The organism is Streptomyces sp. WAC07094, from assembly GCF_036320405.1.
Taxonomy (GTDB): domain Bacteria; phylum Actinomycetota; class Actinomycetes; order Streptomycetales; family Streptomycetaceae; genus Streptomyces; species Streptomyces lannensis.
In genome coordinates this window covers 8,257,580-8,283,402 of record NZ_JAVMJZ010000001.1, presented here as the reverse complement: position 1 = coordinate 8,283,402, position 25,823 = coordinate 8,257,580, and the positions used below count along the sequence as shown (strand labels likewise).

Below are 25,823 nucleotides of genomic sequence, written 5' to 3'. Positions count from 1 at the left end.
CATCTCCCCCGGTGGCTCTGCGCCCGCTCATGTCGTTCCGGTGGACTGCTGCGCCCAGACGGTCTTCCCCTCCGTCTGGAACCGGGTGCCCCAGTGGGTGGCAAGGGTGGCGACGATGAACAGGCCGCGTCCCGTCTCGTCGACCGTACGGGCGTGTCTCATATGCGGCCCGCTGGGCGCGGTGTCGCTGACCTCGCAGGTCAGCATGGCGTCGTGGATCAGGCGCAGCGTCAGGGGCGGACTGCCGTAGCGCACCGCGTTGCCGACCAGTTCGCTGACGATGAGTTCCGTGGTGAAAGCGGTCTCCTCTTCGACGTTCCAGGTGGCGAGCCGACGGCGTACGGTCCGTCGCGCAAAGGGTGCGGCCTCGGGACCGTCGGGCAGTCGGCAGGTGAGGATCCGTTCTTCGGGGAGCGTTCTGGTGCGGGCCAGCAGCAGCAACTTCTCGCTCGGCCACCCGCCCTCCTTGAGCGCGTAGGCGATGGTGTCGCACAACTCGCCCAACGGCCGGTCCGCACCGTCGTCCAGAACCGATCGCAGCGCCGCCGACGGTGCGAGGACCTTCTCGGCCAGTCCTGCCGTGCTGATGGCCACCAGGCTTCCGGCAGGCAGGTCGGCGGTGGTGGCGGGAAACGGAGCGTTGCCCGTGCTGGCGAGCAGTGGGCCCGCAGGCACGCAGAGGGTGGACGAACTGCCGTCCGGGAGAACGACGACGGGTTCCGGCAGCCCGGCCCGTACGACGGTGATCGTCAGATCCACCGGGTCGCACACCGCGATCAGACAGCCGGCGATGAGCGGCTCCCGATGCAGGGGGTCGCCGGTGGGCAGCGCCGCGCGTTCCGCGGCCAGCCGTACGGCCGTGTCGTTCAGCCGGGCGAGCAGTTCGTCCGGCTCCAGGTCCAGGGCCGCCAGGGAGTAGATGACGGTCCGCAGCTGTCCCATCGTGGTGGCCGCGGCCATCCCCTGACCGGCGACGTCACCAACGATCAGGGCCGTCCGCGCTCCCGCCAGAGTGATCACGTCGAACCAGGCGCCCCCGCCCTCGGGTCCGGGGAGGTGCAGATGGCAGAAGTCCACTGTGGTCGACCCCGTGGGAGCCTGGGGGAGCAGCCGGCGCTGCACCGTGGCGGCGATGGTCCGCTCACGGGCGAAGCGGCGGGCGTTGTCGATGCACAGCGCCGCGTGTGCGCACACATCGGCGGCGAGCGCGAGGTCCTCCTCCTCGAACGGGTCCTCGAGGTCATGGCGGTAGAAGCTGACCACGCCCAGCGCCTCGCCCCGCAGGGCCAGCGGGGCCACGATCAGGGAGTGGACGCCCGAGCGCTTGATGGCGTCGGCCCGGGGCGGATCGGCCGCCAGCCACAGGGTGTCCTCGTCGATCGGCAGCAGCCGCGGGCGCAGATCGGACAGCACCCGTGAGAAGGGGGTCCCGTACGGCAGATGGCGTACGTCCCCCACCGGATACGCGGTCACCCGCCCCCGGAACGCGGCGCGGCGCAGGGGCACATCCCGGTCCACGGGCACCAGCGGCGGCGCCTCACCGCGGACGACGTCCTCGATCACCTCCACCACGGCGATCCCCGAGAACGCCGGCACCACAGCGTCCACCAGATCCTCGCAAGCCGCGATCACATCCAGCCGCTCCCCCACTTTCTTGCGCACCTCGTCCAGCACGGACAGCCGCTGCAGTGCCCGCTCCCGGTCGGTGACATCGACCGCCGAGGCGACCAGTCCGAGGACGTCCCCGTCCGCGTTCTCCAACCGGATGTAGGAGACCGAATAGATGCTCCGCCTCTCGTCCCCGTACACCCGCATCCCCCGCACCAGCCGGTTCAGGGACGGCTCCCCGCTCTCCAGGACCTGGCGGGCGACCGTCTCCTCCTCCTGCGGATCGGCAAGCCGATAGGCCTCGGTGAACACCTGGCCGACGAGACGGCCGACCGGTGCACCGCGCAACGCGCGCGTGGCCGTGTTCATCCGGACGATGCGCAACTGGTCGTCCAGCACATGCAGCCCGACCGGCGACTGGGCGAACAACGCCTGCAGGATCGCCAGATCCTGGTCCGACACCGCATGCCCCGCGCCACGCACTTCCCAGTCCACGGACGAACCCGTCAGCACCGGCCTCACCAGCAGCGAGCCCATGCCGTCGAAGCCCACCCGACGCCGCACCGCATCGGCAGCGGTCTCATGCACGAGGAAGGCGACCGACCGGCCGACGGCCTCCTCCGGGGACCACCCGAACATCGCTTGGGCCTGCGGACTCCACTCGATCACCCGCCCGCTCTCATCGACTCGCATGAGCACGCCACCGCCGAGCATGGAAACACCTCCGCAGCATCCATGCCCCGGCCGGCGGTCGGCAGGACCACCCGCCGTCAGCAGCCACCGATCGGCGCAGCACGGACCGCTCCCCGGGCAGCCGCACGCTCCTCCCGGCCACCGGCACTCCCCGTCACGCGCGACCGTACCCCTGGGGAAACGGGCACGTGGACCGCACGTCCGTGCGCGCACAACAGCAAACGGCCGGGGCCCCCGAGAGGGCCCCGGCCTACCACCCGAGCGATCACACCGTCACCCGGTCGGCACCGTCACATCGTGAGCGCCCGGTGCAGTGGTACGGCGTCGCCACCCGCTACGGCAACGCCGCCGCCGTCCACGCGGACGGACACCACATCACAGGGATCCTGCTCGGATCGGGACGGCCCTCCGGACGAATCCGACTAGCGGCGACCGAGGAAGCGGTGGTGGTGACGGTCGTTGTGCCAGCGCTGCCATCCGTTCCGGCTGTGGTGCCGGCCCCAGTTGCCGTAGCGACCGTGGTTGAAGTGGTGGCCGTACCGGCTACGGTTGCGGTCCCGGTCGTGGCCGCCCAGCAGGAAGCCCGGACGGTGGGCCTGCGAGTAGCTCCGGCCGTGGTCGCGGCCGTGGCTGCCGCTGTCGGCCAGCGCCGGCATGGCGGCCGCCGCGACTAGGGCGCCCGACGCCACGAATGTGGCGAACAGGCGGACCGTGGTACGAGAAACAGACATGCGCTGTCCCCTCACTTTCGTGCACACCCGTCCTGTTCAGGACCGGCGTGCCATCCGATTTCCCGGCTCGGTGCCGAGGTCCGCAACTGTGGCCGGTCGCCGGGGCGCTAGATCAACAACAGGGTTCGTGTTACGAAACACCGACATATCCGTAACACTCCCTTGTATAGGGCATCGATACCGGTGGACCGTGCACCATTGGTCCACTCTTGCCCCGAACTGCGCTCTGATCAGCAGAAAAGCGGTCGGCATCGCACGGCGCTCCTCATGAGGACACCGCCCTGCCTCCCTCGACCGGAGCAATGGGTTTTGTAACGATCACGGGGCCACCGTTCGGGTGACCCCCCCCCGGTTGCACCGAGGACTTGGCGTCGCTTCGTGACCAAGGCGGCCGAACCGGGCCCCTGTCCCTGCGGCCCGCGGCGGTGGCGGACGGAGGGGCGCCCGCCGCGACACCGACACTCCACACGAGACGACGGGTCGCCGCGCCGACGACGGTCGGCTGGGGTGTCGAGGCCGGGGGGACTGTGTCACCCGCCGGGGGCGCACACATACCGCCGGGGCGGACGCACTGTGCCGGCGTGGCCTGCTGGCCGGGCGTGCCGCAGCGGTGGCTACTGTGGCGCCATGTCCGAGCCCGTGCGCCTGCGCCCCGTCGTCGAATCCGACCTCGATCTTCTGGAGCGCCTCTACGAGGATCCTTCGCAGGCAGGGGACTTCGGTTTCTTCGGCTACCGCAACCCCGGTCAGCTGCGTAGGCAGTGGTCGGAGCAGGGCTTCGTCTCCGACCAGGGCGGGCGCCTGGCCGTTGCCGCGGGGGACGGCCGTTTTGTCGGTGAGGTGCAGTGGCGGCAGGTGTTCCAGGGCCCTGACTCCCCCTGCTGGAACATCGGCATCGCGCTCGTTGCCGCCGAGCGCGGCAAGGGCTTCGGCAAGCTCGCCCAACGGCGGCTCGCCGAGTACCTGTTCGCCCACACACAGGTGAACCGGATCGAGGCGAGCACCGAGAGCGCCAACATCGCGGAGCAGAAGGCTCTGGAATCCGCCGGCTTCACGCGGGAGGGAGTGCTTCGCGGAGCCTGCTTCCGCGGCGGTGCCTGGCGCGACATGGTCCTGTACTCCGTGCTGCGGGGCGAGGTCGCGCTCGAGGGCTGACACCCGCGATCACCGCCGGCGCCCGTCCGGTCGGGTGCCTCGGCGGTACGCAGATCATCGGCTCGAGGCTTCACGGTGGTGCCCGGGTCAACCCCGCCGTCGTCCAAGTCCCGATGCATTTCTTATGATCCCGAGCGTGCACGCACATGTACTCGTCGCCGAGGACGACGAAAATCAGGCCGAACTCATACGCCGCTCACTGCTTCGCGAGGGTCACACCGCGACCGTGGTCCACGACGGCGGGGCCGCCCTGGAAGCGGTCCGGCGCAATCGTCCCGACCTCGTGGTCCTGGACCTGATGCTGCCGGTGATCGACGGGTTCGGCGTGTGCCGGGTGCTGCGGCAGGAGGGCGACGTCCCGGTCCTCATGCTCACCGCGCGCTCCACCGAGGAAGACGTCCTGCAGGGCCTCGACCTCGGCGCGGACGACTACATGACCAAGCCGTACAGTCCTCGCGAACTGATGGCGCGCATCCGTACCGTGCTGCGACGCACCGCTCGGCAGCACATGGAGCAACAAGTCGTGCGTGCCGCCAGGATCACCGTCGATTCCGCGCGGCGCGAAGTGCTCTGCGACGGCGAACCGGTGAAGTGCACGCCGGACGAGTTCGAGATCCTCCTGGCCATGGTCTCCGAACCGGGGAGGGTGTTCTCGCGGCGCCAGTTGCTGCAGTACACCCGGGGCATCGACCGGGAGTCCACGGAGCGGGCCGTGGACGTGCACATCATGAACCTGCGCAAGAAGCTCGAGGCCGACCCCCGCCGGCCCGTACGTCTGCTCACCGTGTTCGGCGTGGGCTACAAGGTGAGCGGGGATCGCGGCTGACAGCGGGCGTATCGCTGCGCGAGGACCGCGGCTCGCAGGGCTACCGGTCCCGGCCGGTGCACCCGGCCGGGACCGAGCCCGTGGCGGACCGGAGCGGCCCGCCCGGGCCGGGACGGACTCAGAGCGCCGAACCGGCCCGCCACTGACTCCACGACATGTTCCAGCCGTTGAGGCCGTTGTCCGGCGCGATGGTCCGGTCGTTCGAGTTCCTGACCACGACCACATCGCCCACCAGGGAGTGGTCGTAGAACCAGGCCGCGTCCTGACCCTGGTCGCCGCCGCCCTTGATGTCGTTGAGCCCCACACAGCCATGGCTGATGTTCTCGTGCCCGAACACCGAGTCGGGACCCCAGTAGTTGCCGTGCACGAACGTGCCGGAGGAGGAAAGCCGCATCGCGTGCGGGACGTCGGGGATGTCGTACTCCCCGGCAAAGCCCACCGTGGCACCGTTCATGCGGGTCGTACGCAGCTTCTCGGATATCACCATCTGTCCGTTCCAGGTGGTCCTGCCGGGCGCGCCTGCCGTGATCGGGATCGTCCGCAACAGCGCCCCGTCGCGCTCCACGCGCATCGTGTGGGCGCTCGCGTCCACGGTCGAGACCTGCCGACGGCCGACGTGGAAGTGGATGGTCTGCTCCTGCTCGCCGTAGGCTCCGGGCGCCCCCTCGACCCCGTCGAGGCCGATCCTGACGGTGACGTCCGAGTCGGCCTCCCAGTACTGCTCGGGCCGGAAGTCCAGGCGCCGGTCCCCGAACCAGTGCCCGACGACCGTCTGTCCGCTGCCGGTGGTGATGCGAAAGGCGGACTCCACCGCCTTCCTGTCCCTCACCGGACGGTCGAAGGTGAAGGAGACGGGCATGCCCACACCCACGGTGGACCCGTTCTCCGGAACGTGCGTCGCAAGGTAGCGGTCGCCCTCGGCGAGTGTGGTGAACGCGATCCGCCGACTCACCGTGTGTCCGTGCCCGTCCGCGGCGGTGACGGTCAACCGGTAGGAGGTGCCGTGCCTAAGCGGGGACCCGGGTGCCCAACTCCTTCTGTCCGCGGAGGGCACGCCGGGCACCGGGGCCCCGTCCGCGGTGGTCAGCGAGACCCGGGTGATGCTGCCGCCGGTGACCCGGACCTGTCCGCCCCGCGTGACGGACACGTGCTTCTGGCCGTCCGAGGCGTTCAGCGTGAGGACCACCGGCGGTTGGGACGCGCCGCCGGCCGAGGGCGACGCCTTGGTCGCCTCGGGGCCTCCGGCGCCGCAGCCCGTGAGCAGCAGGACCGTGACGGACAGGGTGGCGACGGCCGGGACGGCACGGGTGTGGCGCATGGGTGGGACTCCGGGATACGTCGGGATGCCGCGCCGCCGGACGCGCGGCCCCGGCGCGCGCGGCCCGGGGTCTCCGCTCGCCCGGCGACGCCGGCGGAAGGATGCCGATCACCACCCTGAGCGGCACTCTTCAGGAAGTTGTCAGGACCGCCGACCGCGTCTCGGGCTCCGCCGGGTCCGTTCACGGCAGCCCGGGTCGACGGATCGGCGCACGATGGGCGGCGGGACTCGCGTACGCGTACCCCGAACGTCGACGGCCGGGGCTCGTTCGTGGGAACCGCTTCACCGTGCTGCGCGGCACACAACCGGTCCGGGAATCCTCAAGAACCCGTACGAGCCGCGGGCCTGTCGGCCCTAGGCGGCAGGGACGGGGAACAGCATGCAGCTGCTGGTCGCGTGGGCGAGCAGGCGGTCGTTGGAGTCGAAGAGCTCGGCCTGTGCGAGTGCGGTGCGCCGACCCTGGTTGAGGACGCTGCCGACGGCGCGCACCTTGCCCGTGTCGACGGTGATGGGGCGCAGGAACTTCAGGTTCAGGTCGAGCGAGGTGTAGCCCATGCCTGCCGGGAGGACGGACTGCACGGCGCAGCCGGCAGCCGAGTCGAGCAGAGTGGCGTAGACACCCCCGTGGACGCTGCCGATGGGGTTGTAGTGCTCCTCCCCCGGTTCGAGTGCGAAGACGGCACTGCCCAACTCCACCTGCTCCAGGGTGAAGCCGAGTGTCGCGGCGATGGGAGGTGCGGGCAGGCGTCCACTGATCACGCTGCGGAGGAAGTCGAGACCGCTCTGCTGCCCGACGGCGGCTGCGGAGACCCTCGGGTCCTCCCACTCGAACGTGCGTGACCTGCTCATATGTGTCTCCTCGTCAGCTGCCTTCCATGTTCGAAGCTAGCTATGCACACCCCTGGATGTCAATGTCGAAGTCAGCCTACGATGGACCCATGACGTGGCTCGAGACCAGCACCGAGAACTGCACGGTGCAGCGCACCCTCGACCTGATCGGGGAGAAGTGGTCCCTCCTGGTGCTGCGCGACGCCATGAACGGCGTGCGCCGCTTCGACGACTTCCGACGGCATGTGGGACTCTCCGAGGCCGTGCTCGCCGACCGACTGCGCACGCTCGTCGGTGCCGGGATCCTGGAGACCGTCCCCTACCGGGAGCCCGGCCGCCGCACGCGCCACGAGTACCGGCTCACCCGCAAGGGCTGGGACCTGTGGCCCGTCATGATCGCGCTGAAGCAGTGGGGCGACCACTACACCGCGGACCCGGAAGGACCACCGCTCGAGGTCCGGCACCGCGACTGCGGTGAACCGCTGGAGACCGTCGTCGTCTGCGGGGAGGGCCGGCACGGGCCCCTCACCCCGTGGCAGGCCTACACACAGGCCGGCGCCTCGGCACACTCCGCCACCTGAGCGGCCGTGGGCTGCCGCATTCGCCGCGGCATCACGACAACGGCACCGGACATCGCCACTCTATGCCCGGTTCATCCCGATAGGGTGCCTTTTGTGATCAGGACAGGAAGGCTCCCCCATCGTCGTCCTCAGCGAGCGAGACGGCGGGGATCCGCGCTGCTGTCCCCGGTCATCGTCACCGTCCTCATCGCGAGCCTCGCGTTCTCCACGCCGAGGGAGATCGCCATCAGCCGCCTGTTGCCCGCGGCGCCCGCGCTCGCCGCCTCGATGTGGTCCGTGTTCGCGACGGTGCTTCTGGGAGTCTGCTGTCTGCTGGTCATGATCGGGCTCAGCTTCCTCTACTCCGATCTCGGGACGCCCTACACGGGTGCGGCGATCGTCGCGGTCACCTTGGCGGCCGCCTATGCGAGCCGTCTTCGGTTGCAGAGGGAGGAGACGCTCGTCCAGGTCCGGCTCGTCGCCGACACGGCCCAACAGGTCCTGCTGCGACCGCTGCCCAACCGCATCCGGGACGTCGCGATCGAGTCGCTGTATCTGGCGGCCCAGGAACAGGCCCGGATCGGAGGGGACTTCTACGAGGCGGCCGAGACGCCGTACGGGATCCGGCTGCTCATCGGCGACGTCCGCGGCAAGGGGTTGTCCGCGGTGGGCGCGGCCTCAGCGCTGATCAACTGCTTCCGCGAGAACGCGTACGACCAGCCCGACTTGACGGGCATCGTCCACCGCCTCGAGACCTGTATCGCCCGCCACGGTGTGGCGTTCCCCACCCAGCACCTGCCCGAGCACTTCGCCACCGCGCTCATCGCCGAGATCCCCTACGGCGGCGACTGCGTCAGACTCCTGAACTGCGGCCATCCCCCACCGCTGCTGGTGCACGGCGGAGAGATCCGCGTCGCCGAGCCCACCAGCGTCTCACCGCCCCTCAATCTGGGCCCCCTGGTCGGGAACCGCTACTACGTCGACACCTTGGCCTTCGTGCCGGGCGATCAACTGCTGCTCTACACCGACGGCGTGACGGAGACCCGCAACCGCGACGGCGACTTCTTCCCCCTGCCGGACTGGCTGCGGCAGCAGTGGCCGACGCCGCCCGGCGGGTTGCTCGCCCGGCTGCACCGGGACCTGCTCCGCTACAGCGAAGGAGTGCTCGACGACGACATCGCGGCCCTCGCGCTGCGTTGCATGCGCACCTGACGCCTCGCCCCTGACCGCCGACGTGACGAACAGGACGCCGCGGTTGTGGATCGCATCCGACATGTGGCGGGCGCGGACGGTGTTCCGCCCGCGCCCGAGCCCCCGCCCGACCAACTCCGGCGGCCCACACAGCTCGGCTGCCGCATCCCGGCATGGCGGAGGTCCCGATCCCCCGACGACCTGGGCTCGCGGCAACCGGCCGTACGTCGTCCCCACGGCTCCCTGCGTCACCTCCCGACAGTCAAGGCGGGAGCGCCGGAGCGGGAGTGACCCGCCCGCCACGCCGGGGAGGTCCGACGCCCCGCAGACCGGAGCACCTGATGCTGCGGTACTCGAGGTCGCCGGTGGGCCGGGGCTGTCGGGGCGGGAAGCTCAGTACGGCTTCCGCCATGTCAATTCCGCCGTGCGGTACCCGCCCCACATGCGCACGGGGGTGGCCAGGCCGAGCTTCAGGCATGTGTCGTCGAACGTCACCTTCCGCACCTGGGGCCGTCCCACCCAATCGGGGAACAGGCTGGTGGTGACGTGGTGCTCGACGGTGGTCGGGTCCACGACGTCGAAGGGGCCTCCGTAGGCGACATAGGTCACCGCCGCCCGGGCCAACTCCTCCGGCGGGCTGTCCTCGAGACGTTCGGAGCCAGTGGCCGGACGGTCGCCACGGCTCAACTGGGCAGACATATGACCGTCGGCGGTATAGACGATCAGTCCCTGCGGTGCGGGGCCGAGCGGGTGGATGACATGTCCGTCGGCGCTCGTCGCGGTGTACGACACGAGTGTCCATGCGCCGATCAGCCGTCTGCGCACCGCTTCACAGGCCTGACGTTCGCTGTCGGTGTGTGCCGGGTGGAGGGTGGTCATGGGGGTGTTCCTTTCTTCCGCGGGGTCGCCTACCGGTGTTCACTCACGGCGGGCTCGGGGTGTGCGGCACGGGAGGCACGTCGGGTCCCCGGAACCTCAGGGGTGCCGTGCCGGTTGACGGCGTGGACCGTGAGGATGAGTGCCGCGAGGGCGAGGAAGGCCATCCCCTCCAAGGCCACCGCCGTCCAGCCATGGCGCTCGAAGAGCGCGACGGCGAGGGCGGAGCCGACCGCGGCGCTCGCGAACAGGGAGAACATGTAGAGGGTGTTCAGCCTGGCCCGTACCGCCACGGGCCCTGCGAAGATCCGGGTCTGGTTGGCTATCTGGGCGCTCGTGGTGCCGTAGCCCAGCAGATTGCATCCGATGACAAGGGCCGCGAGGGAGTCGCCGTCAAGCAGGAAGACGAGGAAGGCGGTCGTGGCGGAGACCAGGGCGATGACGTTGACGGTGTCGGGGCCGTACCGGTCGCTGAGCCTTCCGGAGTAACGGGCCGCCAAGGCGCCGGGGACGCTGCTGAGACCGAACAGTCCCGCCGCGGCCGGTCCGAGTTCCAGCGGCTTCTGGGACAGGTGGAAGGCAAGGGTGGCCCAGAACGACGAGAAGGCGCCGTAGACCCCCGCGCCGAGGAGGGCGGACAGGCGCAGGGAGGGGTGGCGGAGGACGAGCGGGGGCATGGACGCGAGCAGTTTCAGGTAACCGGTTGTGCTCTCACCGGTGTTCGCACCGCGCTCCGGCATGTATCGAGGCAGGACGAACAGGAGGCAGGCCGTGACGAGCGCGGCGGCGAAATAGTCGGCGCGCCATGTTCCGGTCGCCTGGGAGAGGGCTCCCGACACAGTGCGGGAGAGCAGAGCGCCCAGAGTCAGTCCGGTGCCGACGGCCCCCAGGGCTCGGCCCGCCTGGCCCTTGGCAGCCAGCGAGGCGACGGTGGGCATGATGATCTGCGGGACCACGGTGGTCGTCGACAGGACGAGGGTGGCAAGGCTCAGCAGCGCGATCGAGGGGGCCAGCGCTCCGGCGAGCAGGGCGATCGCGGTGACGGTGAGCAGGATTCGGGAGACCCTGCGCAGCGGGGCACGGTCGGCGAGGGGGACGATCGCGACGATCCCCAGGGCGTAGCCGATCTGGCCGGCCGTGGCGACGCCTCCAGCGGCCGTGGAGGAGACACCGAGGTCCAGGGCGATCCGCTCGAGGAGCGGCTGGGTGAAGTAGATGTTGGCGACGGTGATGGCGGTGGCGACGGCGAAGACGGGGATGGTGCCGCGCTTCATGGCCGGGGCGGGGGACGGCGGGGTCATGGGGCCCTTCACGGAGACACTGGGTGAGCGGGGGCACCGCCCGGCACCGGCGTGGGGACGCCGGTGCCGGGACGGGGCCTGTTCGGTGATCGGGACGGGGGGCGGCGTCAGTCGCGGGTGAGTTCGCCGTCGACGAGCCGCCACAGGTGCAGCGTGTTGGCCTCGCGCAGCGGGCTCGGCAGCAGTTCGTCCGGGAATCCCTGGTAGGTGACCGGACGCAGGAACCGCTCGATCGCGCTCATTCCGACGGAGGTGAACCGGCTGTCCGACGTCGCGGGGAAGGGCCCACCGTGGACGGAGGCGTAGGACACCTCCTGAGGGATGGAGAAGGTGTTGACCACGATGCGGCCGGTACGGCGCTCCAGGATGGGCAGGAGCCGTGCCGCGGCGGCGTGATCGGGCCGGTCGGCGTGCATGGTGGCCGAGAGCTGCCCACGGAATGCGCGGGCAGCCTCGAAGAGCTGCTCGAGGCCGGTCAGCCGGACCAGCAGGACGGCGGGGCCGAAGACCTCCTCACGGAGGGCGGGGTCGGCCAGCAGTTGCTCACCGCTCACCTCGTACAGCAGGGACTGGCCGTCCCATGCGCGGATCGGATCCGGGCCGGCGCCGATACGCGTGGCACCGCTGTCCTCCAGCCGCTGCACATTGCGCGTGTAGGCGTCGTGGATGCCCGGTGTGAGCATGGTCCGCGCGGCCACCTTCTCCACCTCGGCACGCGCCGCTTCGCGCATCTCCTCGAAGCCGGGGCCGTCGACACCCAGCAGGACGGCCGGCTTCAGGCAGGCCTGCCCGACGTTGTACTGCGCACGCTGGGCGAGCCCCGCGCCGATCTCCGCACCACGGGCCGCGGCGGCGGCGGGCAGGACGAAGGTCGGGTTGACGCTGGTCATCTCGGTGAACACGGGGATGGGGTCGGGGCGTTGCTGGGCCCGGCGGAAGAGCGCCATTCCGCCGGCCTCGGAACCGGTGAAGGTGACCGCACGGACCAGGGAGTGATCCACCAGGGCCTCACCGATCTCGTTGCCAGGGCCCCGGACCAGCGAGAAGACGCCTTCGTGCAGTCCCGCCTCCGCGACGGCCCGCTGGATGGCGCGGCCGGCGATCTCGGAGACGCCCGGATGGGCGTTGTGGGCCTTGAGGACGACGGGGCAGCCGGCGGCCAGGGCGGAGACCGTGTCGCCGCCCGCCACCGAGTAGGAGATCGGGAAGTTGCTCGCGCCGAAGATCGCCACAGGACCGAGGGCCACCTTCTGCATCCGGTGGTCCACGCGTGGTGCGGGTTGCCGGTCCGGCTGGGCGGGGTCGATGGTCGCCTGCAGGAACCGCCCCTGGCGGACCACGGTGGCGAACTTGCGGAACACCGCAGCCGTCCGGATGGTCTCGCCCTCGAACTGGGCCGCGGGCAGGCCAGTCTCCAGCGAGGTGCGTGCGGCGAGTTCACCCTTGACCGCCTCGAGCTTGTCCGCGACGAGGTCGAGGAACGCGGCCCGCTCGGCCAGGCCTGTGTGGCTGTAGCTGTCGAAGGCCTCGTCGGCGAGACGGACGGCGCGGTCGACCTCGGCGTGACCGCCGAAGGCGAACTCGGGCTCGATCAGCTCTCCGGTGGCCGGGTTGAGCGCCCTCATCGTGCCTGCCGAGGCGGGCACGGCGGCTGCTCCTATCAGAAGTTCTCCGGTCAGCGTCACGCCTTGCCCCCTTCGATGGCGGCGACGAGCTCTCCCGTGTCGAGGATCGCGTGGGCGAAGGTGGGGCCGTTCAGTTCGTGCGCGGCCTGCATCATCTCGGGCCGGAAGGCGGCCGTGGCGTCGCGGACCAGTGTCACGTGGTAGCCGAGTTCCATGGCGAAGCGGCCCGTGGACTCGATGCAGGTGTTGGCCAGCAGGCCGACAAGCACCACATGGCTGATGCCGTGCTGCTTGAGCTGGAAGTCCAGGTCGGTGTTGGCGAACCCGCTCTGCCCCCAGTGCTCCTGGACGACGACGTCGCCCGGTCGCGGCTGGAAGTCGCTGTGGAACTCCCCGCCCCAGCTCCCGCGAGCGAAGCTGTGCGTCTTCATGATGCTGCGCTGGGTGGGATTGGGATGGTCCCAGGTCTCGTAGTCCCCAGGCTCCCAGCGGCGGTGCGGGACGAACAGCACCTGCACACCGGCCTCCCGGGCGGAGGCGACGGCCGAGCGCAGATTGTCCAGCAGACCGACCTCCTCGGCCTGGGCCTGCAGCCGCGGCCAGATCTTGCCTCCCTCGGACAGGAAGTCGTTGAAGGGGTCGACGAGCAGAACCGCCGTGCGGCGCGGGTCGTAGCTCTCGGACATGGTCTCTCCTCAAAATCTGGATGATGAGTAGCATCCAGAAATGAGGATTACTCCCATCATCCTGGAAGTCAAATATCAGCAGCTCAGCCCAAACTTCCAACCCATGTGTATGATGTGCATCATCTAAATTTCTTCAGGCGTCTGCGCCATTTCTCGGAGGGAGGCCCGGCATGGGGCACTCACAGGCGGAGAAGGCTGCGTCCCGCGAACGGGTGCTGCGCATAGCGGCCCGCAAGGTGCGCGCGGAGGGCGTGACGCGCCCGGGCATCACGGACCTCATGAAGGAAGCCGGACTGACCCACGGCGGCTTCTACAAGCACTTCACCTCGCGCGAGGATCTGATCTCCCAGGCCGCGAGCCTGGCCCTGGCCGAGGGCACGGCGAAGATGGAGCGCGCCGCGCGCAGGAACGAGCAGGAGCCGCGGACCGGTCTGATCGACGCCTATCTCGGGCAGCAGCACCGCGACTCCCCCGCCACCGGATGCGCCCTGGTCACCCTGGGTGCCGCCGCCGGCCGCGGTGACGAGCACTTCAAGGAGCCCTACGAACACCAGGTCCGCACCTATTTGGACCTGATCGCCGGGCTCGACGAGGACTCCGAGGAGACCCGCGCCGAGGCGATGCTCACCCTCAGCGCGCTGGTGGGCGCGGTCCTCATGTCACGGGCGGTCGCAGACGCCGGCCTGTCCGACGAACTGCTCACCAACGTCGCCGAACAACTCAAGCAGCGAGGGCCCCGGGCATCCGCTCCCGCGGCCTGAGGCTTCACCCTCCGACGGGGCGCGCCGCAACAGGTGCGCGCCCCGTCGCCGTGCCGGTGGAGCGGTGCAGGTCACGGTGTCTACAAGGTCACAGTCCCCCTATTTCGAGGGGTCCCTCATGTTACGCTCGCCGCATGAGCCAGCGAACCGTCCTGTCCGCGTCCCAGGCGTCGGCCAAGCCGCTGCGCCGTGACGCGCAGCGCAACAGGGACGCGATCGTGTGCGCCGCCCGCACGGCCTTCGCGGAACAGGGCCTGGGCGCCTCTCTGGAGGGCGTGGCCCGCGAGGCCGGCGTCGCGATCGGAACGCTTTACCGACACTTCCCGAGCCGCCTCGATCTGATCGAAGAGCTCTTCACGGCGAAGTTCACGGACCTGCTCGTAGCGGCCGAGGATGCCGCGGGCATGGACGACGCCTGGCGAGGGTTCTGCCACTACCTGGAGAAGCTGTGTGAGCTCCAGGCCTGCGACCGGGCCTTCAACGACCTGATCTCGGCCCGGCTGCCCACCCACGCGATCGGCCGGAACATGGACGCACGCGCGAAGGAACTGGGCGCCCAGATCTTCCGTAACGCCCAGGAGCAGGGTGTGCTCCGCGACGACGTCACCCCGGAAGACCTCGCCTTCGTGATCTGGTCGCAGGCCGGGATCATCCAGGCCACCCGTACCGTGGCGCCCAAAGCTTGGCGTCGCCATCTGCACCTGATGCTCGACGCCTTCCGCGCCGACTGCTCCCACGAGGAGCTGCCGGAACCCCCGCTGACCGCCCACCAGGTCGAGCAGATGCTGACCACCGTCGAGTGTCCCGAAGAGGAATGCGGCGAGTGCCACGAAGAGGCGTGACCGTCCGCGCCTGTACGGCGAGTGAACAGCAGCCTCTTTGTGACATGTGATCGGCACGGTTCTGTCGGTCTGCACGAGTCATCGGCTTGCTGCCCGCATGCGATCCGGCGATGCTGATCCGATGCCAGGGCAGCGCAGGAGGAGACGTCGACGGCGCGACGTGAGGCAGCAGGCCGCGGCCGGTGCGGGCCACTGGGACATTCTCTTCGAGACTCAGGACGAGTCGGAGTGGCGCGCCCGTATCCACCGGCTGCGTGAGTCGGACGAGCGGATCGACTGGACGGCCGTACGCATGGACACGTCGTGCGGGCGCCTGGCTCAGCCGACCACCTACCGTCTCAGCGTCTTCGTGGCGAACACCACTGCCGATGCGGACGAGTAGCCCGTTTCCGGCCGGATACGGCCCCCGGACGCCACCGTGAGCCTCGGGTGTGCTCCGGGAGGAACCCCGTCTCAGCGGGGGCATCCGAATGACCGTGCCGAGCTGAACGCCGAGCGGGACCCTGCGCTCTTGAGCCTCGCCTTCGCACCTCACCCGGCTCCGCGAGAGCTGCTCGAGCGGACACGTTCCGGTGACCGTCCGGCCGGGCGCGGGCGAGTGGACTTCCAAGACGAGTTCGACCGTCACGGCGATGGCTTGTACGTCGTCGTCAGCGCGTGCCGGTGAGAGGGAAGGGGGCCTGGGAACACGGCGGTCGGCCGTACATCGACGCCGACCGCCCGGTGCAAGACGTCTCGGTGAGGACACGGCTCAGGCGCTGCGCACCAATGCGACACCGGGTTCCAGAAGCTGGGTGCCCGAGGCGGGAACCACGGCCGGGCGGGTCCGGGAGGGCTGCTGCACCACCTCGCCCGGGAGCTCGGCGTCGGCCTTCCGCACACCGATCTCGCCGTCGGCCCGGCTCTCGGCGCCGGACTCCGGTCGGAAACGATGTGACGCCGACCGCTCATGACCGCGCATTCCATGCATCCCGGTGTACGCGAGGCGGCGACATTGCCCGACGCCGGACGCACGTCACGGCGCGGGGAAAGTTCGTCGAGGGGGTCGAAGGAGGCTTCGACATCGTGTGGACTTCGGATGGCTCCGGCCACACAACAGGCCCGGTGGCACGATCGGCCGCGGGGCCCGCACGCTCCAGGGGAGCTCGTCAGCCAGGGAGCGACGTTCAGCTTCCCGCCAGCAGCTGCGCAAGCTCGCCGTCCAGGTCGAGCCGCTCCGACTCCGTCCCCAGGGGTACCAGGGACCACGTCTCACGCAGGAAGGATTCCACGCCCTGTGCGGGGAGTTCGAGCAGGGCGGAGCCCCGCGGGGTACGAAGAGAGATGTACAGCGCATCGCGTCCCGAGCCACCGGCCGGCCACATCCGGACGTCGCCATGCCCTGTGTGCTCGCTCAAGGCCTGGGCCAGCATCTCGCGGCTGAGGCACCACTCGACCCTTCCGCTCCGGTCCACGGGATAGAAGGCGGCACGCACGGCATACGGATCGTCCGCCTCGTACCAAAGCCCTGCGAACATCTCCATCGACGTCTCGTGCGACACGACAAGTCGCACGGGCAGCTCATGTGCCACGGTTCTGACTGATCTCACTGTTCCTCATTCCTCTACGCCCGCCGGTCCGGCACCCCGATCGCCCCACAGTGCTTCGGGGGCTGGTGGCATCACAGCGCGCCCTGAAGCGTAGGAAGGCGAAGACAGCGCACACGGCTTCTCCGTGTACCCCGTTCGGCCGGAAGCGATCCCATCGGCCCCGGGCCGACTCAGGTCCGGCGAGCGAACCGCCGACGGGGCAAGGGCGCGCCCTCGGGCCACGTCCTTGCGACTCGGCAAAACCGCGACGACCTGCGGTCGCATCAGAGGTTGAACAGGTCCAGCTGGTCCTGGTACCAGCGTTCGGCGGTGACACCGTGCGACGAGGACACCGCGACCCACCGGTGGTCGTCACCGCCACGGACGTGGTGGACGTCTCCACGTCCGTCCCACGCGGAGTGGTGGCCGTGACGGAGCTCCTTGCGGTCGTGCGTGTACCCACCGCGGTTCCAGCCCTCGTGGCGCTCCATGTGGTAGCCGTCACGTGCGTGACCGGCGTCGACTGCGGTGACCGAGGACTGGGCCTGGTCGACGGGTGCGGCAGTCGCCGCCGAGGCCGCGCCGCCGGCGCCGAGGACGCCTCCGGCGACCATCGCGGTGGAAGCGAGAGCGATCGATGCGCGCCTGATCATCTTGTTCATGGTCTTTCCCTGTCTTTGCGAAGGTCCGGCGGCCGGGTGACCGCCGTGATCCGGGGTTTCCGGACCAGTCGGGTTCCGAGTGACGGGGGCCTCATCCGGAGGCACCCCTCATCTTCACCTGTGCCAGCGTACTCGAGGGGTGCCTCATGTTTGCGGTGAGGCTCATCACAGCACGTCGGAGAGGTGCGAACACGAGCGAACAGGCCTGCAAAGGGGTCGCCGCAAGAGCGCCGCCCTACCTCCTCCCCCGGCGATCGCGGTCGCCGGAGGCACCCTCCGCGGCCGTCCGTCGATGACGTGACCGAGGGGTCGGCGGGCGGACACCACGGGCATCCGATGGCGAGATCCCCCGGCGCCCGGATCGACAGTGCCGGAAGGGGGCCGTAGATTACGTCCGCCCATCACACAGCACCCCGCCGCACCGACCGGATCGGGAACCGCTGCCACCGGGCCCTCGAGTTTCATCTCGCCGACGGGCAGAGGGAGTTCGCCGGATTCCGCGGGGAACCGCTCGCCCTCGGCCGAACCGCGTCCGGAGGCCGCACAATGCTGCTGCGTCAGCTGGAGTACCTCGTCGCCCTCGCGCGCGAACGGCACTTCGCCCGGGCGGCGGCCGCCTGCTATGTCTCGCAGCCCTCGCTGTCCGCCGGGATACGCCGGCTCGAGCACGAACTGAACGTCTCGATCGTGCGTCGCGGCAGACGGTACGAGGGACTGACCCCGGAGGGCGAGCTGGTGCTGGCCTGGGCGCACCGGATCCTCGCCGAGCGCGACGCCCTGCACCAGGAGTTGTCCGAACTTCGCGGCGGCCTCACCGGCACGCTACGGCTGGGCGTGGTCCCGACGGCGCTGCCTGCCGCGTCCCTGTTGACCACTCCGTTCTGCGAGAGCCACCCACGGGCCCGAGTGAGCGTCGATTCGCTGTCGTCCGCCGAGATCACGCAGCGCTTGGGCGAGTTCGAGCTCGATGCGGCGATGACATACCTCGACGACGAAAGCCTGCGCGGCGCACGCAGGTTCCCGCTGTACGAGGAGCGTTATGTGCTCCTCACTCCGGCCGACGGCCCCATGGCCACGGCGTCCACAGCCCGCTGGTCGCAGGCCGCGTCGCTCCCGCTGTGCCTGCTCGGCGCACGCATGCGCAACCGCCGGATCATGGACGAGTGCTTCGCGGCCGACGGCGCCGTGGCCGCACCGGCGATCGAGTCGGACAGCGTCGCCGGACTGTACGCACACCTGCCCGGCGGCCGCTGGTCGAGCGTGATCTCACATGCGTGGCTGCACATGTTCGGTGTGCCGGACGGAATGCGGGTGGTTCCACTGGAGGGGCCCGCGCGTGGACCGCGCGTGGGTCTGGTGACCGGCCCGGACAACCCTCCGTCCGTACTGGCCGGGGCCCTGCTGAGGGTGGCGCGGCAGGCCGGTGTACGGGAGGCGTTGGACGAACTGCTCAAGACGCACCTCGACATCGGTCGGGGCGACGGGAGTTGATAGCCGTCGGCTATACGGCCATAGCAACATTCGCTTTGACCTGCGCATTCGACCGCGAGGATCGTGAAGTGCACCTTCCCGCACGGGAGTTCGGCAGAGCTCCCGCACATCGGAGTTGAGGAGCCGCGACATGGCCAAGGTGCTCTGCGTTCTGTACGAAGACCCCACCGACGGTTACCCGACCTCGTACGCTCGTGACGATCTCCCCGTGATCGGCCACTACCCCGGTGGACAGACCACCCCCACCCCCGAGTCGACCGACTTCACCCCCGGCCACCTTCTCGGCAGCGTCTCGGGCGAACTCGGTCTGCGCCGTTTCCTGGAGGAGGCCGGGCACACCCTGGTCGTCACCTCCGACAAGGACGGCGACGGCTCGGTCTTCGACCGGGAGCTGCCCGACGCCGACATCGTCATCTCCCAGCCTTTCTGGCCGGCCTATCTGACCCCCGAGCGCATCGCCGCGGCCAAGAACCTCAAGCTCGCCGTCACCGCCGGCATCGGATCGGACCATGTCGACCTCGATGCCGCCATCTCCCACGGTGTGACGGTCGCCGAGGTCACGTACTGCAACAGCATCAGTGTCGCCGAGCACGTGGTGATGATGACGCTGTCCCTCGTCCGCAACTACCTGCCCTCCCACCGGGTGGTCCTCGACGGTGGCTGGAACATCGCCGACTGTGTGGCCCGCTCCTACGATGTGGAGGGCATGCACGTCGGCACGGTGGCCGCCGGCCGCATCGGACTCGCGGTGCTGCGCCGTCTCGCCCCCTTCGACGTGAAGCTGCACTACACCGACCGGCACCGGCTGCCCCGCGAGGTGGAGCAGGAACTGGGCCTCACCTTCCACGAGAGCGCGGCCGACATGGTCCCGCACTGCGACGTGGTCACCATCAACGCTCCGCTGCACCCTGAGACGGAAGGCCTCTTCGACGACAAGTTGCTCGGCACGATGAAGCGCGGGGCGTATCTCATCAACACGGCACGGGCCCGTATCGTCGACCAGGACGCCGTCGAACGAGCCCTTCGCAGCGGGCAGTTGGCCGGTTACGCCGGCGACGTCTGGTTCCCGCAGCCGGCACCGGCGGACCACCCCTGGCGCAGCATGCCGCACCACGGGATGACCCCGCACATCTCCGGCTCGTCACTGTCCGCTCAGGCCCGTTACGCGGCAGGTACCCGGGAGATCCTCGAGTCGTGGTTCGCGGGACGGCCGATCCGGGACGAGTACCTGATCGTGGACGGGGGTGCGCTCGCCGGCACCGGCGCCCACTCCTACTCCGTCACGGACTGACCGCTCGGGGCCCTCGCCTCTCGGTCCCACCGACATGACCGTTCCTGCCTCGGGCGCCTGCCTCCCTTCGGCGAACGCCGCCGAAGGGAGGCAGAGGTCGGAGCGGCCGAGCGTAGCCGGCCCCCGCGTCACGGCCTTCGCACCAAGGACCGACCACGACGTCCGGACCTACGCTCCTGGCCCGGAGACCGGGTGCTTCGAGCCGCTGTACGGGCCTTGGGCGTACGACCGCGGTGACGGCGGTCTCCCTCGTCGACGGTCCGGCGCATCAGGGACTGAGCTGGAAGCGGCCCTGTGGCGCGGTGGTCCGGAAGCGGGCGCGGTACGCCGTCGGGGCGACGCCCAGCGTGACTTGGAAGACGCGGCGCATGGTCTCCGCCGAGCCGAATCCCGCCTCCTCCGCGACGACGTCGACCGAGTCGTTGCCCGCCTCGAGCAGCGCCTGGGCAGCCTCGAGCCGAACCGATTCGAGGTACTGGCCCGGCGTCATACCGACCTCGTTGCGGAACAGCCGAGTGAGATGCCGGCTGCTCAAGCCGACATGGCGGGCGATGCCGTCCGGGGTGCAGTCCGCCCGAGGGTCGGCCGCGATGGCGTTCATGGCCTGCCGCACTGCCGGATGCTGGGCCTCTCGCGGCGCCATCCGGACGCTGAACTGCGACTGACCTCCGGGTCGGGCCATGAAGACGACCAGGTGCCGGGCCACACTGCGGGCGAGATCGGATCCGTGGTCCTCCTCGACGAGTGCGAGCGACAGGTCGATGCCCGCGGTGACGCCCGCCGAGGTGGCGATGTCGCCGTCCCGGACGAACACCGGATCGGCCTGCACCACCACCTTCGGGTAGGCGGTGGCCAGTTCGCCCGTGAGTTCCCAGTGAGTCGCCGCACGGCGTCCGTCCAGCACACCGGTCTCGGCGAGGACGAAGGCGCCGGCGCAGACGGACGCGATACGCCGGGACCTTTCGGTCAGGGCGGTGGTGAGATCGATCAACTCCCTGTCTGCGACGGCCCGTTGCCAGGGCACGCAGCCGGGCACGACCAGGGTGCCGACACGCTCCGGCAGACTTTCGACATCCCCGTCCACACCGACCCTCACCCCTGATGAGGTGCGCACGTCCTCCCCCGTGACGGAGACGATCCGCACGTCGTAGTGGGCGCCGTAAGTGTTGGCCGTGGTGAACACCTCGGCGGGCCCCGTCACATCCAGCAACTGCACTTGGTCGAAGGCCATCACGGCGACCACATGGGGCGCAGAGGAGCTCCGGCCTACTCCGCCCACGGCGAGTCCTGGATGGTGCGTACGAAGTCGCCACGCTCGAATCCGGGCACGTAGTGGGCCAGTACATCCGCCTTGACGTTTCCGAACGTCGTCTCGGGCTTGCTGCGGATCCCCTCGGTGAAGGCCTGCAGAATGCGCGTCTTGAAGTCCGGGCGCGGGTGCAGCGCGACAACGGCCTCACGATCGGCGTCGCCGACGTCCCCATAGCCGATGCCGAGGACGTCGTACTCCACACCCGCCGTGACCAGCGCGACTTCGGGCTCCATGAACTCGGGGATGCCGGGCGTCGTGTGCAGCGCGATGGCCGTCCACACACGCCGGACGCTGTCCTCCGGCGCCCCGTGCGCCGTGAGGAAACGCCGCGCCTCGTCCGCGCTGTCGACCTCGAAGCGGCGCCCGCTGCCGTGGAAGCGCTCGGACAGTCCGAGGTCGTGGAACATGGCGCCGATGTAGAGCAGCTCCGGGTCGAAGCTCAGATCGCGGTTGCGGCCCTGAAGGCTTCCCCAGAAGTAGACGCGGCGCGAGTGGTGGTAGAGCAGCTCACTGGTGGTGTCACGCACCAGTTCCGTCGCCTCGCGGGCGAGCTTGGTGTCCGGCACGTTCACCCCGGCAACGGCGGTCAAAGCGGTGGTCATGGTCGTCACCTGGCCTTTCGCATCATGTGTGAGGTCCGGCGGCTCGGCGACACCTGATCACCCGCCGATCCGACGTGTTTCCAGCCTCCCGCCTCCCCCCGGCGTCCGCCATGGCCGAACGGACGAGCTCCCCACAGATACGGACATCCCCATGTCAACCTCGTCCTGAGCCCGAGCTCCGGGCGGCCGCGCATTCCGTTTCCGGGAATCACTGTGACATCCCTTTCGTTAGAGACAATGACTGTAAAGAAACTCCTCGCCCAAGAATCATGGGCTTGACCTGGGGTTTCCCGTAGATCAATTCCCCTCGCGACGCACGTCTCACCCGGCGGCACCGGACGGGGACCTCGCAAAGAAGATGGGCAAGGAGACAAGGCCTTGAGCAGTCCCGTACGACATGGCCCGGCCACAGCCGCATCGGTCGCACCGGTCGTGGGTATCAGCGTGATCGCCCTCGTGGTGCCCACCAGCGTTCATCTGGGCTCCCTGCTCATCGCCGCGCCCATCCTGGTGGCCGCGCTCTCGACGGCGCGCTGGACGGGCGGTGCGGCCGCCCTCTCGCTCCTGGCCGCGATGATCTGCGACATCCGTGACGGCCTGCTCCACTCCGCCGTCATGCCCGTCCACGCCGCCGCCCTGCTCGCCGTGTCCGTGTTCCTCGTCGCCACCTGCCGTGCGCGGGAGCGCGTCCGCAAGGAAGCAGGTCAGCTGCGGGCGATCTCCGAGGCGACCCAGCACGTCGTACTCAGGCCGCTCCCCCGCCGTATCGCGAATCTGCGGGTGGCCACTGCGTACCGTGCCGCCGAGAGCCTGGCCCGGGTCGGAGGCGACCTCTATGCCGCGGCGCGGACCCCGTACGGCACCCGGCTCATCATCGGGGACGTCAAGGGCAAGGGTCTGCGGGCGCTCGACGATGCGGCGGCGCTGCTCGGAGCCTTCCGTGAGGCGGCCCACCAGCACGCCGCGCTTCCGGACCTGGCCGCGGCACTCGAACGCAGCGTGCGCCGCCATGTCGCAGAGGCGTCCCACACCGACGCCGATGCCGCGGAACGCTTCGTCACCGCGCTGCTGGTGGAGTTTCCCGGCGACGGGGCCGTCATGAGAACGGTCAGCTGCGGACACCCCCCGCCCCTCCTGCTGCGCGACCACCGGATCACGACCCTGTCCAGCCGCGCCCCCGCTCCACCCCTCGGCCTGGCGAGCCTCGACCCGGCCGCCTACCGGCAGAACACCGTCGCTTGTGCCCCGTACGACGTGTTCCTGCTGTACACCGACGGCCTCGCCGAAGCCAGAGACGCTTCCGGCGGGTTCTATGCGCTCGCGGACCGTGGCACCCACTGGCACTCGGAGCAGGGCGACCCGGAGGCCCTTCTCCGGCGGGTGCTCGACGACCTCGTCCGGCACACGGGCGGCCGGCTCGACGACGACGTGGCGCTCGTTGCCGTCCAGTGCGCACCGACCGCCTGAGAGCGCCGGTCAGTCGGTGGGCGCGGGCTGTTCCGCAAGAGCGGGCCAGAGTGTCCGGACGACCCGGTCGGGCAAGTCGGTGACGCCCTCACCGGTGCGCAGATAGTCCGCGAAGTAGCTTCCGAAACACAGCGAGACGACGACGTCCAGGTCGACGTCCTTCCGAATGGCACCACGCTCCTGGAGCCGCCGAAGAACCTCCGTCAGCTCCTCACAGCGAGGCTGTACCGCATGCTCACGCAGCTGCTCGAGGAGACCGGGGACGCGCTCGGCCTCCGCCATGAAGTTGCCGTGCAGCTCCATCGCGGCCTTGTTGTGGTACCGAGGATCGAGTCGGCGCACGGCCTCACGGAACGCCTCGAGCGGCGACAGCTCATCGAATTCGACATCGGGATACGCCTCGCGCTGCGCCCGGAAGCCGAACGCGAGAGCATCGACGACCAGGTCGTACTTGTTGGCCCACCGACGGTAGAGCGTGGGCCGGGTGACACCGGCGTCGGCGACGATGTCACCGATCGTCATCCGGGTGTAGCCGTCGGTGACCAGACGTCTGCGTGTCGCCTGGATGATCGCGTCCTCGATCGCCGGATCACGCGGCCGACCGCCGGCTCGTGCGGGAATCCCGTCACTCGTGCCGGGACGCGACGCCTCGCCGCCTCCGCCGCCGACGTCGCGATCACCCCTGTTCATCCGCCGACCTCCCGGCGCAGTCCAGCACCACGCCATCGATTCATTACAGCGCCTGAAAGTAATGTAACGACGTGGGTGCAGGGATGCCACAGCACGGGCCGCGCAGGGGGATCACCGCGCATGCGGGCGTCATGGGCTCCGGCGGCCGGTCCCAGGACCGCTTCGATTACGGCGGAACGGGCACTCGTCCGGCTGTACGACCTCGACACGAGGAGCGGTACCGATGGCCGAGTACGAACGTTCACGCACCATGGCCGCGCTGCCCGAGCAGGTCTTCGAGCAGGCCGCCGACCTCGACCGGTTGGACAGCTGGCTACCGAACGCCCTCCACGTGCACGTGGAGGACCCGCCCGCCGTCACCGTGCACGACGATCACGACGAGCAGGACACCTCCGCGTTGCTCAGCGCCCGCCCGGAGCAGATGCGGCTCGAGTGGGGCACCCGCAACGAGGGCTACTACGCGGGATGGCTCCAGGTCGCCGGCATCGGCAGCGGCGCCAGCGAGGTGACTGTCCATCTGTCGTTCTTCGACGAACACCACGATCCCGGCGAGCGGTCGGTACAGGAGGCCCTCGACGCCAGCCTGCGGAACCTTCAGGAACAAGTACGGCTGCGGGTCGAGAACACGGCCGGCTGACACACCGAACACCCCGCCCTCGTCGCGCGCTTCGTCATGTCCCGAAGGCGGTGACTACACGACGCCGCTCTCCCACCACCATGAGCCGGAGCCGTAGGAGGGGTACTGCACACGGCTGTCCACGTGCTGCCAGGAATGTGTGTACGCCTCGAGGCCCGAGAAGCCGCATGTCTCGGCGATTCGGTACACCTGGAGGGTGGTGTGACCGGAGACCACGATGTCGGCGGCGTCTCCGTAGACGTGCATGCTGTTGGACGCGCCGCCCACCGAAGCGTTGTAGGACGTGCTGCGGAAGCCGGAGTTGATGGTGATCGAACTGTTTCCGGCCTTCTTGCGCACCGCCTCCAGCTTGTACATCAGCCGGCGCACATTCTCTTTGACCTGTGTCGAACCGACCTTGCCGCCGCCGAAGCCCGAGCCGTCATGGGAGGTGAACTCGCTCCAGGCGAAGTGGGCGGTCGATCCGTCGCTCTTCTCGAGGCTGTCGAGCACACCCTGGGTCTGGGGACCCACAACACCGTCCGCCGACAACCCGTAGGCGGACTGGAAGCGCTGGACTGCGGCGGCCGTGGCCGGACCGAATTCTCCGTCCCAGGCCACATAGGTCTGCTGAGCGCCCGACGCGGCCCAGCCACCGACACGGATCTGCAATTCCGCCACGTCGGAGCCGGACACGCCCTGCTGCAGGGTTCGAGTCCAGCCGTAGGCCGCGGCCGTGCCGGCGGAGCCGACCTCGACGGCCGCGGCCATACCGAGCGCGGCCGTCATTGCCGCCGCGCCTTTCAGCACAGTACGACGGTCGATGCTTCGACCGGAGTGTCGTGCCCAATCCATGGAAGCCACTCCTCTTCTGGGAACCGTGCGGCCTGCGTCAGACCTTCGGCGTCATATTGAGTTGCGCATGACAACGAATGCTATGCGCATAGAACCGGGACGGGGAAGAGCGGGAGCCTCGACTGTCACAGGCCGGGCGTGTGGAGGCGGACTTCCCAAGTGAGCTCCCGCGAGCGGGCGTTGAGTGACACGGGGACCTTGGGGCACGGGGCACATCCTCCCTTCTGTCCGCCGCGGTTCCGGCGTCGCGTGTCTTGCGAACTGCCGC

26 protein-coding genes are annotated in these 25,823 nt (G+C 69.6%); 11 read left to right on the top strand and 15 right to left on the bottom strand.

Going from position 1 to position 25,823, the window contains the following annotated elements:
- Positions 1 to 27: 27 nt before the first annotated feature.
- Together RCR19_RS37205 and RCR19_RS37200 are read right to left on the bottom strand one after the other, a co-directional pair.
- Positions 28 to 2,301: a SpoIIE family protein phosphatase gene (locus RCR19_RS37205; RefSeq protein ID WP_331269147.1), complete on the bottom strand. Its 2,274-nt coding sequence runs from the start codon at positions 2,299 to 2,301 to the stop codon at positions 28 to 30.
- A 422-nt stretch (positions 2,302 to 2,723) separates the two neighbouring features.
- Positions 2,724 to 3,032, bottom strand: a complete 309-nt coding sequence (locus RCR19_RS37200; protein WP_331269146.1) for a hypothetical protein — start codon at positions 3,030 to 3,032, stop codon at positions 2,724 to 2,726.
- Positions 3,033 to 3,659: 627 nt separating this feature from the next.
- Between RCR19_RS37200 and RCR19_RS37195 the strand changes: the two genes are divergently transcribed.
- Complete coding sequence (locus tag RCR19_RS37195; protein WP_331269145.1) at positions 3,660 to 4,187, top strand: GNAT family protein; 528 nt, start codon at positions 3,660 to 3,662, stop codon at positions 4,185 to 4,187.
- 136 nt (positions 4,188 to 4,323) lie between these two features.
- Positions 4,324 to 5,013 carry a response regulator transcription factor gene (locus tag RCR19_RS37190; RefSeq protein ID WP_331269144.1) on the top strand — a complete coding sequence of 230 codons (690 nt, stop codon included), beginning with the start codon at positions 4,324 to 4,326 and terminating at the stop codon, positions 5,011 to 5,013.
- Positions 5,014 to 5,131: 118 nt separating this feature from the next.
- On the opposite strand, the gene RCR19_RS37185 is transcribed toward RCR19_RS37190, so the two are convergent.
- Positions 5,132 to 6,331, bottom strand: a complete 1,200-nt coding sequence (locus RCR19_RS37185; protein WP_331269143.1) for an Ig-like domain-containing protein — start codon at positions 6,329 to 6,331, stop codon at positions 5,132 to 5,134.
- Positions 6,332 to 6,685: 354 nt separating this feature from the next.
- On the bottom strand, positions 6,686 to 7,180 hold the full coding sequence (locus RCR19_RS37180) for a PaaI family thioesterase (protein WP_059129888.1): 495 nt from the start codon (positions 7,178 to 7,180) through the stop codon (positions 6,686 to 6,688).
- An 89-nt stretch (positions 7,181 to 7,269) separates the two neighbouring features.
- Between RCR19_RS37180 and RCR19_RS37175 the strand changes: the two genes are divergently transcribed.
- Positions 7,270 to 7,740 carry a helix-turn-helix domain-containing protein gene (locus RCR19_RS37175; RefSeq protein ID WP_331269142.1) on the top strand — a complete coding sequence of 157 codons (471 nt, stop codon included), beginning with the start codon at positions 7,270 to 7,272 and terminating at the stop codon, positions 7,738 to 7,740.
- 93 nt (positions 7,741 to 7,833) lie between these two features.
- Positions 7,834 to 8,931 carry a PP2C family protein-serine/threonine phosphatase gene (locus RCR19_RS37170; RefSeq protein WP_331269141.1) on the top strand — a complete coding sequence of 366 codons (1,098 nt, stop codon included), beginning with the start codon at positions 7,834 to 7,836 and terminating at the stop codon, positions 8,929 to 8,931.
- A gap of 372 nt (positions 8,932 to 9,303) precedes the next feature.
- Here the strand turns inward: RCR19_RS37170 and RCR19_RS37165 are convergent, their stop codons facing one another.
- From RCR19_RS37165 to RCR19_RS37150, 4 genes are all read right to left on the bottom strand, one after another.
- Positions 9,304 to 9,789, bottom strand: coding sequence for a lipocalin-like domain-containing protein (locus RCR19_RS37165; protein ID WP_331269140.1), 486 nt, complete (start codon positions 9,787 to 9,789; stop codon positions 9,304 to 9,306).
- Positions 9,790 to 9,818: 29 nt separating this feature from the next.
- On the bottom strand, positions 9,819 to 11,087 hold the full coding sequence (locus tag RCR19_RS37160; RefSeq protein ID WP_331269139.1) for an MFS transporter: 1,269 nt from the start codon (positions 11,085 to 11,087) through the stop codon (positions 9,819 to 9,821).
- A gap of 107 nt (positions 11,088 to 11,194) precedes the next feature.
- Positions 11,195 to 12,772, bottom strand: coding sequence for an aldehyde dehydrogenase (NADP(+)) (locus tag RCR19_RS37155; protein WP_331269138.1), 1,578 nt, complete (start codon positions 12,770 to 12,772; stop codon positions 11,195 to 11,197).
- Positions 12,769 to 13,398: an isochorismatase family cysteine hydrolase gene (locus RCR19_RS37150; RefSeq protein WP_331269137.1), complete on the bottom strand. Its 630-nt coding sequence runs from the start codon at positions 13,396 to 13,398 to the stop codon at positions 12,769 to 12,771. The genes RCR19_RS37155 and RCR19_RS37150 overlap by 4 nt, the downstream gene beginning before the upstream one ends.
- Before the next feature lie 170 nt (positions 13,399 to 13,568).
- Between RCR19_RS37150 and RCR19_RS37145 the strand changes: the two genes are divergently transcribed.
- From RCR19_RS37145 to RCR19_RS37135, 3 genes are all read left to right on the top strand, one after another.
- A complete protein-coding gene (locus tag RCR19_RS37145; RefSeq protein ID WP_331269136.1) occupies positions 13,569 to 14,159 on the top strand; it encodes a TetR/AcrR family transcriptional regulator in 591 nt (196 codons plus the stop codon).
- Positions 14,160 to 14,293: 134 nt separating this feature from the next.
- Positions 14,294 to 15,001 (top strand): helix-turn-helix domain-containing protein, encoded by a 708-nt coding sequence (locus tag RCR19_RS37140; RefSeq protein ID WP_331269135.1) that lies wholly within the window; start codon positions 14,294 to 14,296, stop codon positions 14,999 to 15,001.
- A 160-nt stretch (positions 15,002 to 15,161) separates the two neighbouring features.
- Positions 15,162 to 15,383, top strand: coding sequence for a hypothetical protein (locus RCR19_RS37135; RefSeq protein ID WP_331269134.1), 222 nt, complete (start codon positions 15,162 to 15,164; stop codon positions 15,381 to 15,383).
- A 369-nt stretch (positions 15,384 to 15,752) separates the two neighbouring features.
- Here RCR19_RS37135 and RCR19_RS37130 read toward each other — a convergent pair whose 3' ends face one another.
- From RCR19_RS37130 to RCR19_RS37120, 3 genes are all read right to left on the bottom strand, one after another.
- The gene (locus RCR19_RS37130; RefSeq protein ID WP_331269133.1) at positions 15,753 to 15,962 is read right to left on the bottom strand and encodes a hypothetical protein; all 210 of its coding nucleotides are present in this window, start codon (positions 15,960 to 15,962) and stop codon (positions 15,753 to 15,755) included.
- A gap of 205 nt (positions 15,963 to 16,167) precedes the next feature.
- The gene (locus RCR19_RS37125) at positions 16,168 to 16,554 is read right to left on the bottom strand and encodes an SsgA family sporulation/cell division regulator (RefSeq protein WP_331269132.1); all 387 of its coding nucleotides are present in this window, start codon (positions 16,552 to 16,554) and stop codon (positions 16,168 to 16,170) included.
- Positions 16,555 to 16,853: 299 nt separating this feature from the next.
- Complete coding sequence (locus RCR19_RS37120) at positions 16,854 to 17,231, bottom strand: hypothetical protein (RefSeq protein ID WP_331269131.1); 378 nt, start codon at positions 17,229 to 17,231, stop codon at positions 16,854 to 16,856.
- A 546-nt stretch (positions 17,232 to 17,777) separates the two neighbouring features.
- Between RCR19_RS37120 and RCR19_RS37115 the strand changes: the two genes are divergently transcribed.
- Together RCR19_RS37115 and RCR19_RS37110 are read left to right on the top strand one after the other, a co-directional pair.
- On the top strand, positions 17,778 to 18,722 hold the full coding sequence (locus RCR19_RS37115; RefSeq protein ID WP_331269130.1) for a LysR family transcriptional regulator: 945 nt from the start codon (positions 17,778 to 17,780) through the stop codon (positions 18,720 to 18,722).
- 130 nt (positions 18,723 to 18,852) lie between these two features.
- A complete protein-coding gene (locus RCR19_RS37110) occupies positions 18,853 to 20,013 on the top strand; it encodes an NAD-dependent formate dehydrogenase (RefSeq protein WP_331269129.1) in 1,161 nt (386 codons plus the stop codon).
- Between the two features lie 268 nt (positions 20,014 to 20,281).
- On the opposite strand, the gene RCR19_RS37105 is transcribed toward RCR19_RS37110, so the two are convergent.
- The gene (locus tag RCR19_RS37105; protein ID WP_331269128.1) at positions 20,282 to 21,244 is read right to left on the bottom strand and encodes a GlxA family transcriptional regulator; all 963 of its coding nucleotides are present in this window, start codon (positions 21,242 to 21,244) and stop codon (positions 20,282 to 20,284) included.
- Positions 21,245 to 21,279: 35 nt separating this feature from the next.
- A complete protein-coding gene (locus RCR19_RS37100) occupies positions 21,280 to 21,927 on the bottom strand; it encodes an HD domain-containing protein (protein WP_331269127.1) in 648 nt (215 codons plus the stop codon).
- A 378-nt stretch (positions 21,928 to 22,305) separates the two neighbouring features.
- On the opposite strand from RCR19_RS37100, the gene RCR19_RS37095 reads away from it, so the two are divergent.
- Positions 22,306 to 23,394, top strand: a complete 1,089-nt coding sequence (locus RCR19_RS37095; protein ID WP_331269126.1) for a PP2C family protein-serine/threonine phosphatase — start codon at positions 22,306 to 22,308, stop codon at positions 23,392 to 23,394.
- 9 nt (positions 23,395 to 23,403) lie between these two features.
- Here RCR19_RS37095 and RCR19_RS37090 read toward each other — a convergent pair whose 3' ends face one another.
- A complete protein-coding gene (locus tag RCR19_RS37090; protein WP_331269125.1) occupies positions 23,404 to 24,084 on the bottom strand; it encodes a TetR/AcrR family transcriptional regulator in 681 nt (226 codons plus the stop codon).
- Between the two features lie 223 nt (positions 24,085 to 24,307).
- Here RCR19_RS37090 and RCR19_RS37085 point away from each other — a divergent pair, with 223 nt between their 5' ends.
- Complete coding sequence (locus RCR19_RS37085; protein ID WP_059126305.1) at positions 24,308 to 24,721, top strand: SRPBCC family protein; 414 nt, start codon at positions 24,308 to 24,310, stop codon at positions 24,719 to 24,721.
- A 54-nt stretch (positions 24,722 to 24,775) separates the two neighbouring features.
- Here the strand turns inward: RCR19_RS37085 and RCR19_RS37080 are convergent, their stop codons facing one another.
- Entirely contained in the window at positions 24,776 to 25,489 is a 714-nt protein-coding gene (locus RCR19_RS37080) for a D-Ala-D-Ala carboxypeptidase family metallohydrolase (protein ID WP_331269124.1), read from the bottom strand.
- Positions 25,490 to 25,823: the final 334 nt, after the last annotated feature.

Excerpts from the sequence above, each read along its gene's own strand:
- RCR19_RS37205 (WP_331269147.1), bottom strand. The coding sequence starts at position 2,301 with ATGCGAGTCGATGAGAGCGGGCGGGTGATCGAGTGGAGTCCGCAGGCC.
- RCR19_RS37200 (WP_331269146.1), bottom strand. The coding sequence starts at position 3,032 with ATGTCTGTTTCTCGTACCACGGTCCGCCTGTTCGCCACATTCGTGGCG.
- RCR19_RS37195 (WP_331269145.1), top strand. The coding sequence starts at position 3,660 with ATGTCCGAGCCCGTGCGCCTGCGCCCCGTCGTCGAATCCGACCTCGAT.
- RCR19_RS37185 (WP_331269143.1), bottom strand. The coding sequence starts at position 6,331 with ATGCGCCACACCCGTGCCGTCCCGGCCGTCGCCACCCTGTCCGTCACG.
- RCR19_RS37180 (WP_059129888.1), bottom strand. The coding sequence starts at position 7,180 with ATGAGCAGGTCACGCACGTTCGAGTGGGAGGACCCGAGGGTCTCCGCA.
- RCR19_RS37175 (WP_331269142.1), top strand. The coding sequence starts at position 7,270 with ATGACGTGGCTCGAGACCAGCACCGAGAACTGCACGGTGCAGCGCACC.
- RCR19_RS37165 (WP_331269140.1), bottom strand. The coding sequence starts at position 9,789 with ATGACCACCCTCCACCCGGCACACACCGACAGCGAACGTCAGGCCTGT.
- RCR19_RS37160 (WP_331269139.1), bottom strand. The coding sequence starts at position 11,087 with ATGACCCCGCCGTCCCCCGCCCCGGCCATGAAGCGCGGCACCATCCCC.
- RCR19_RS37150 (WP_331269137.1), bottom strand. The coding sequence starts at position 13,398 with ATGTCCGAGAGCTACGACCCGCGCCGCACGGCGGTTCTGCTCGTCGAC.
- RCR19_RS37145 (WP_331269136.1), top strand. The coding sequence starts at position 13,569 with ATGGGGCACTCACAGGCGGAGAAGGCTGCGTCCCGCGAACGGGTGCTG.
- RCR19_RS37140 (WP_331269135.1), top strand. The coding sequence starts at position 14,294 with ATGAGCCAGCGAACCGTCCTGTCCGCGTCCCAGGCGTCGGCCAAGCCG.
- RCR19_RS37130 (WP_331269133.1), bottom strand. The coding sequence starts at position 15,962 with ATGCGCGGTCATGAGCGGTCGGCGTCACATCGTTTCCGACCGGAGTCC.
- RCR19_RS37120 (WP_331269131.1), bottom strand. The coding sequence starts at position 17,231 with ATGAACAAGATGATCAGGCGCGCATCGATCGCTCTCGCTTCCACCGCG.
- RCR19_RS37115 (WP_331269130.1), top strand. The coding sequence starts at position 17,778 with ATGCTGCTGCGTCAGCTGGAGTACCTCGTCGCCCTCGCGCGCGAACGG.
- RCR19_RS37110 (WP_331269129.1), top strand. The coding sequence starts at position 18,853 with ATGGCCAAGGTGCTCTGCGTTCTGTACGAAGACCCCACCGACGGTTAC.
- RCR19_RS37105 (WP_331269128.1), bottom strand. The coding sequence starts at position 21,244 with ATGGCCTTCGACCAAGTGCAGTTGCTGGATGTGACGGGGCCCGCCGAG.
- RCR19_RS37100 (WP_331269127.1), bottom strand. The coding sequence starts at position 21,927 with ATGACCACCGCTTTGACCGCCGTTGCCGGGGTGAACGTGCCGGACACC.
- RCR19_RS37090 (WP_331269125.1), bottom strand. The coding sequence starts at position 24,084 with ATGAACAGGGGTGATCGCGACGTCGGCGGCGGAGGCGGCGAGGCGTCG.
- RCR19_RS37085 (WP_059126305.1), top strand. The coding sequence starts at position 24,308 with ATGGCCGAGTACGAACGTTCACGCACCATGGCCGCGCTGCCCGAGCAG.
- RCR19_RS37080 (WP_331269124.1), bottom strand. The coding sequence starts at position 25,489 with ATGACGGCCGCGCTCGGTATGGCCGCGGCCGTCGAGGTCGGCTCCGCC.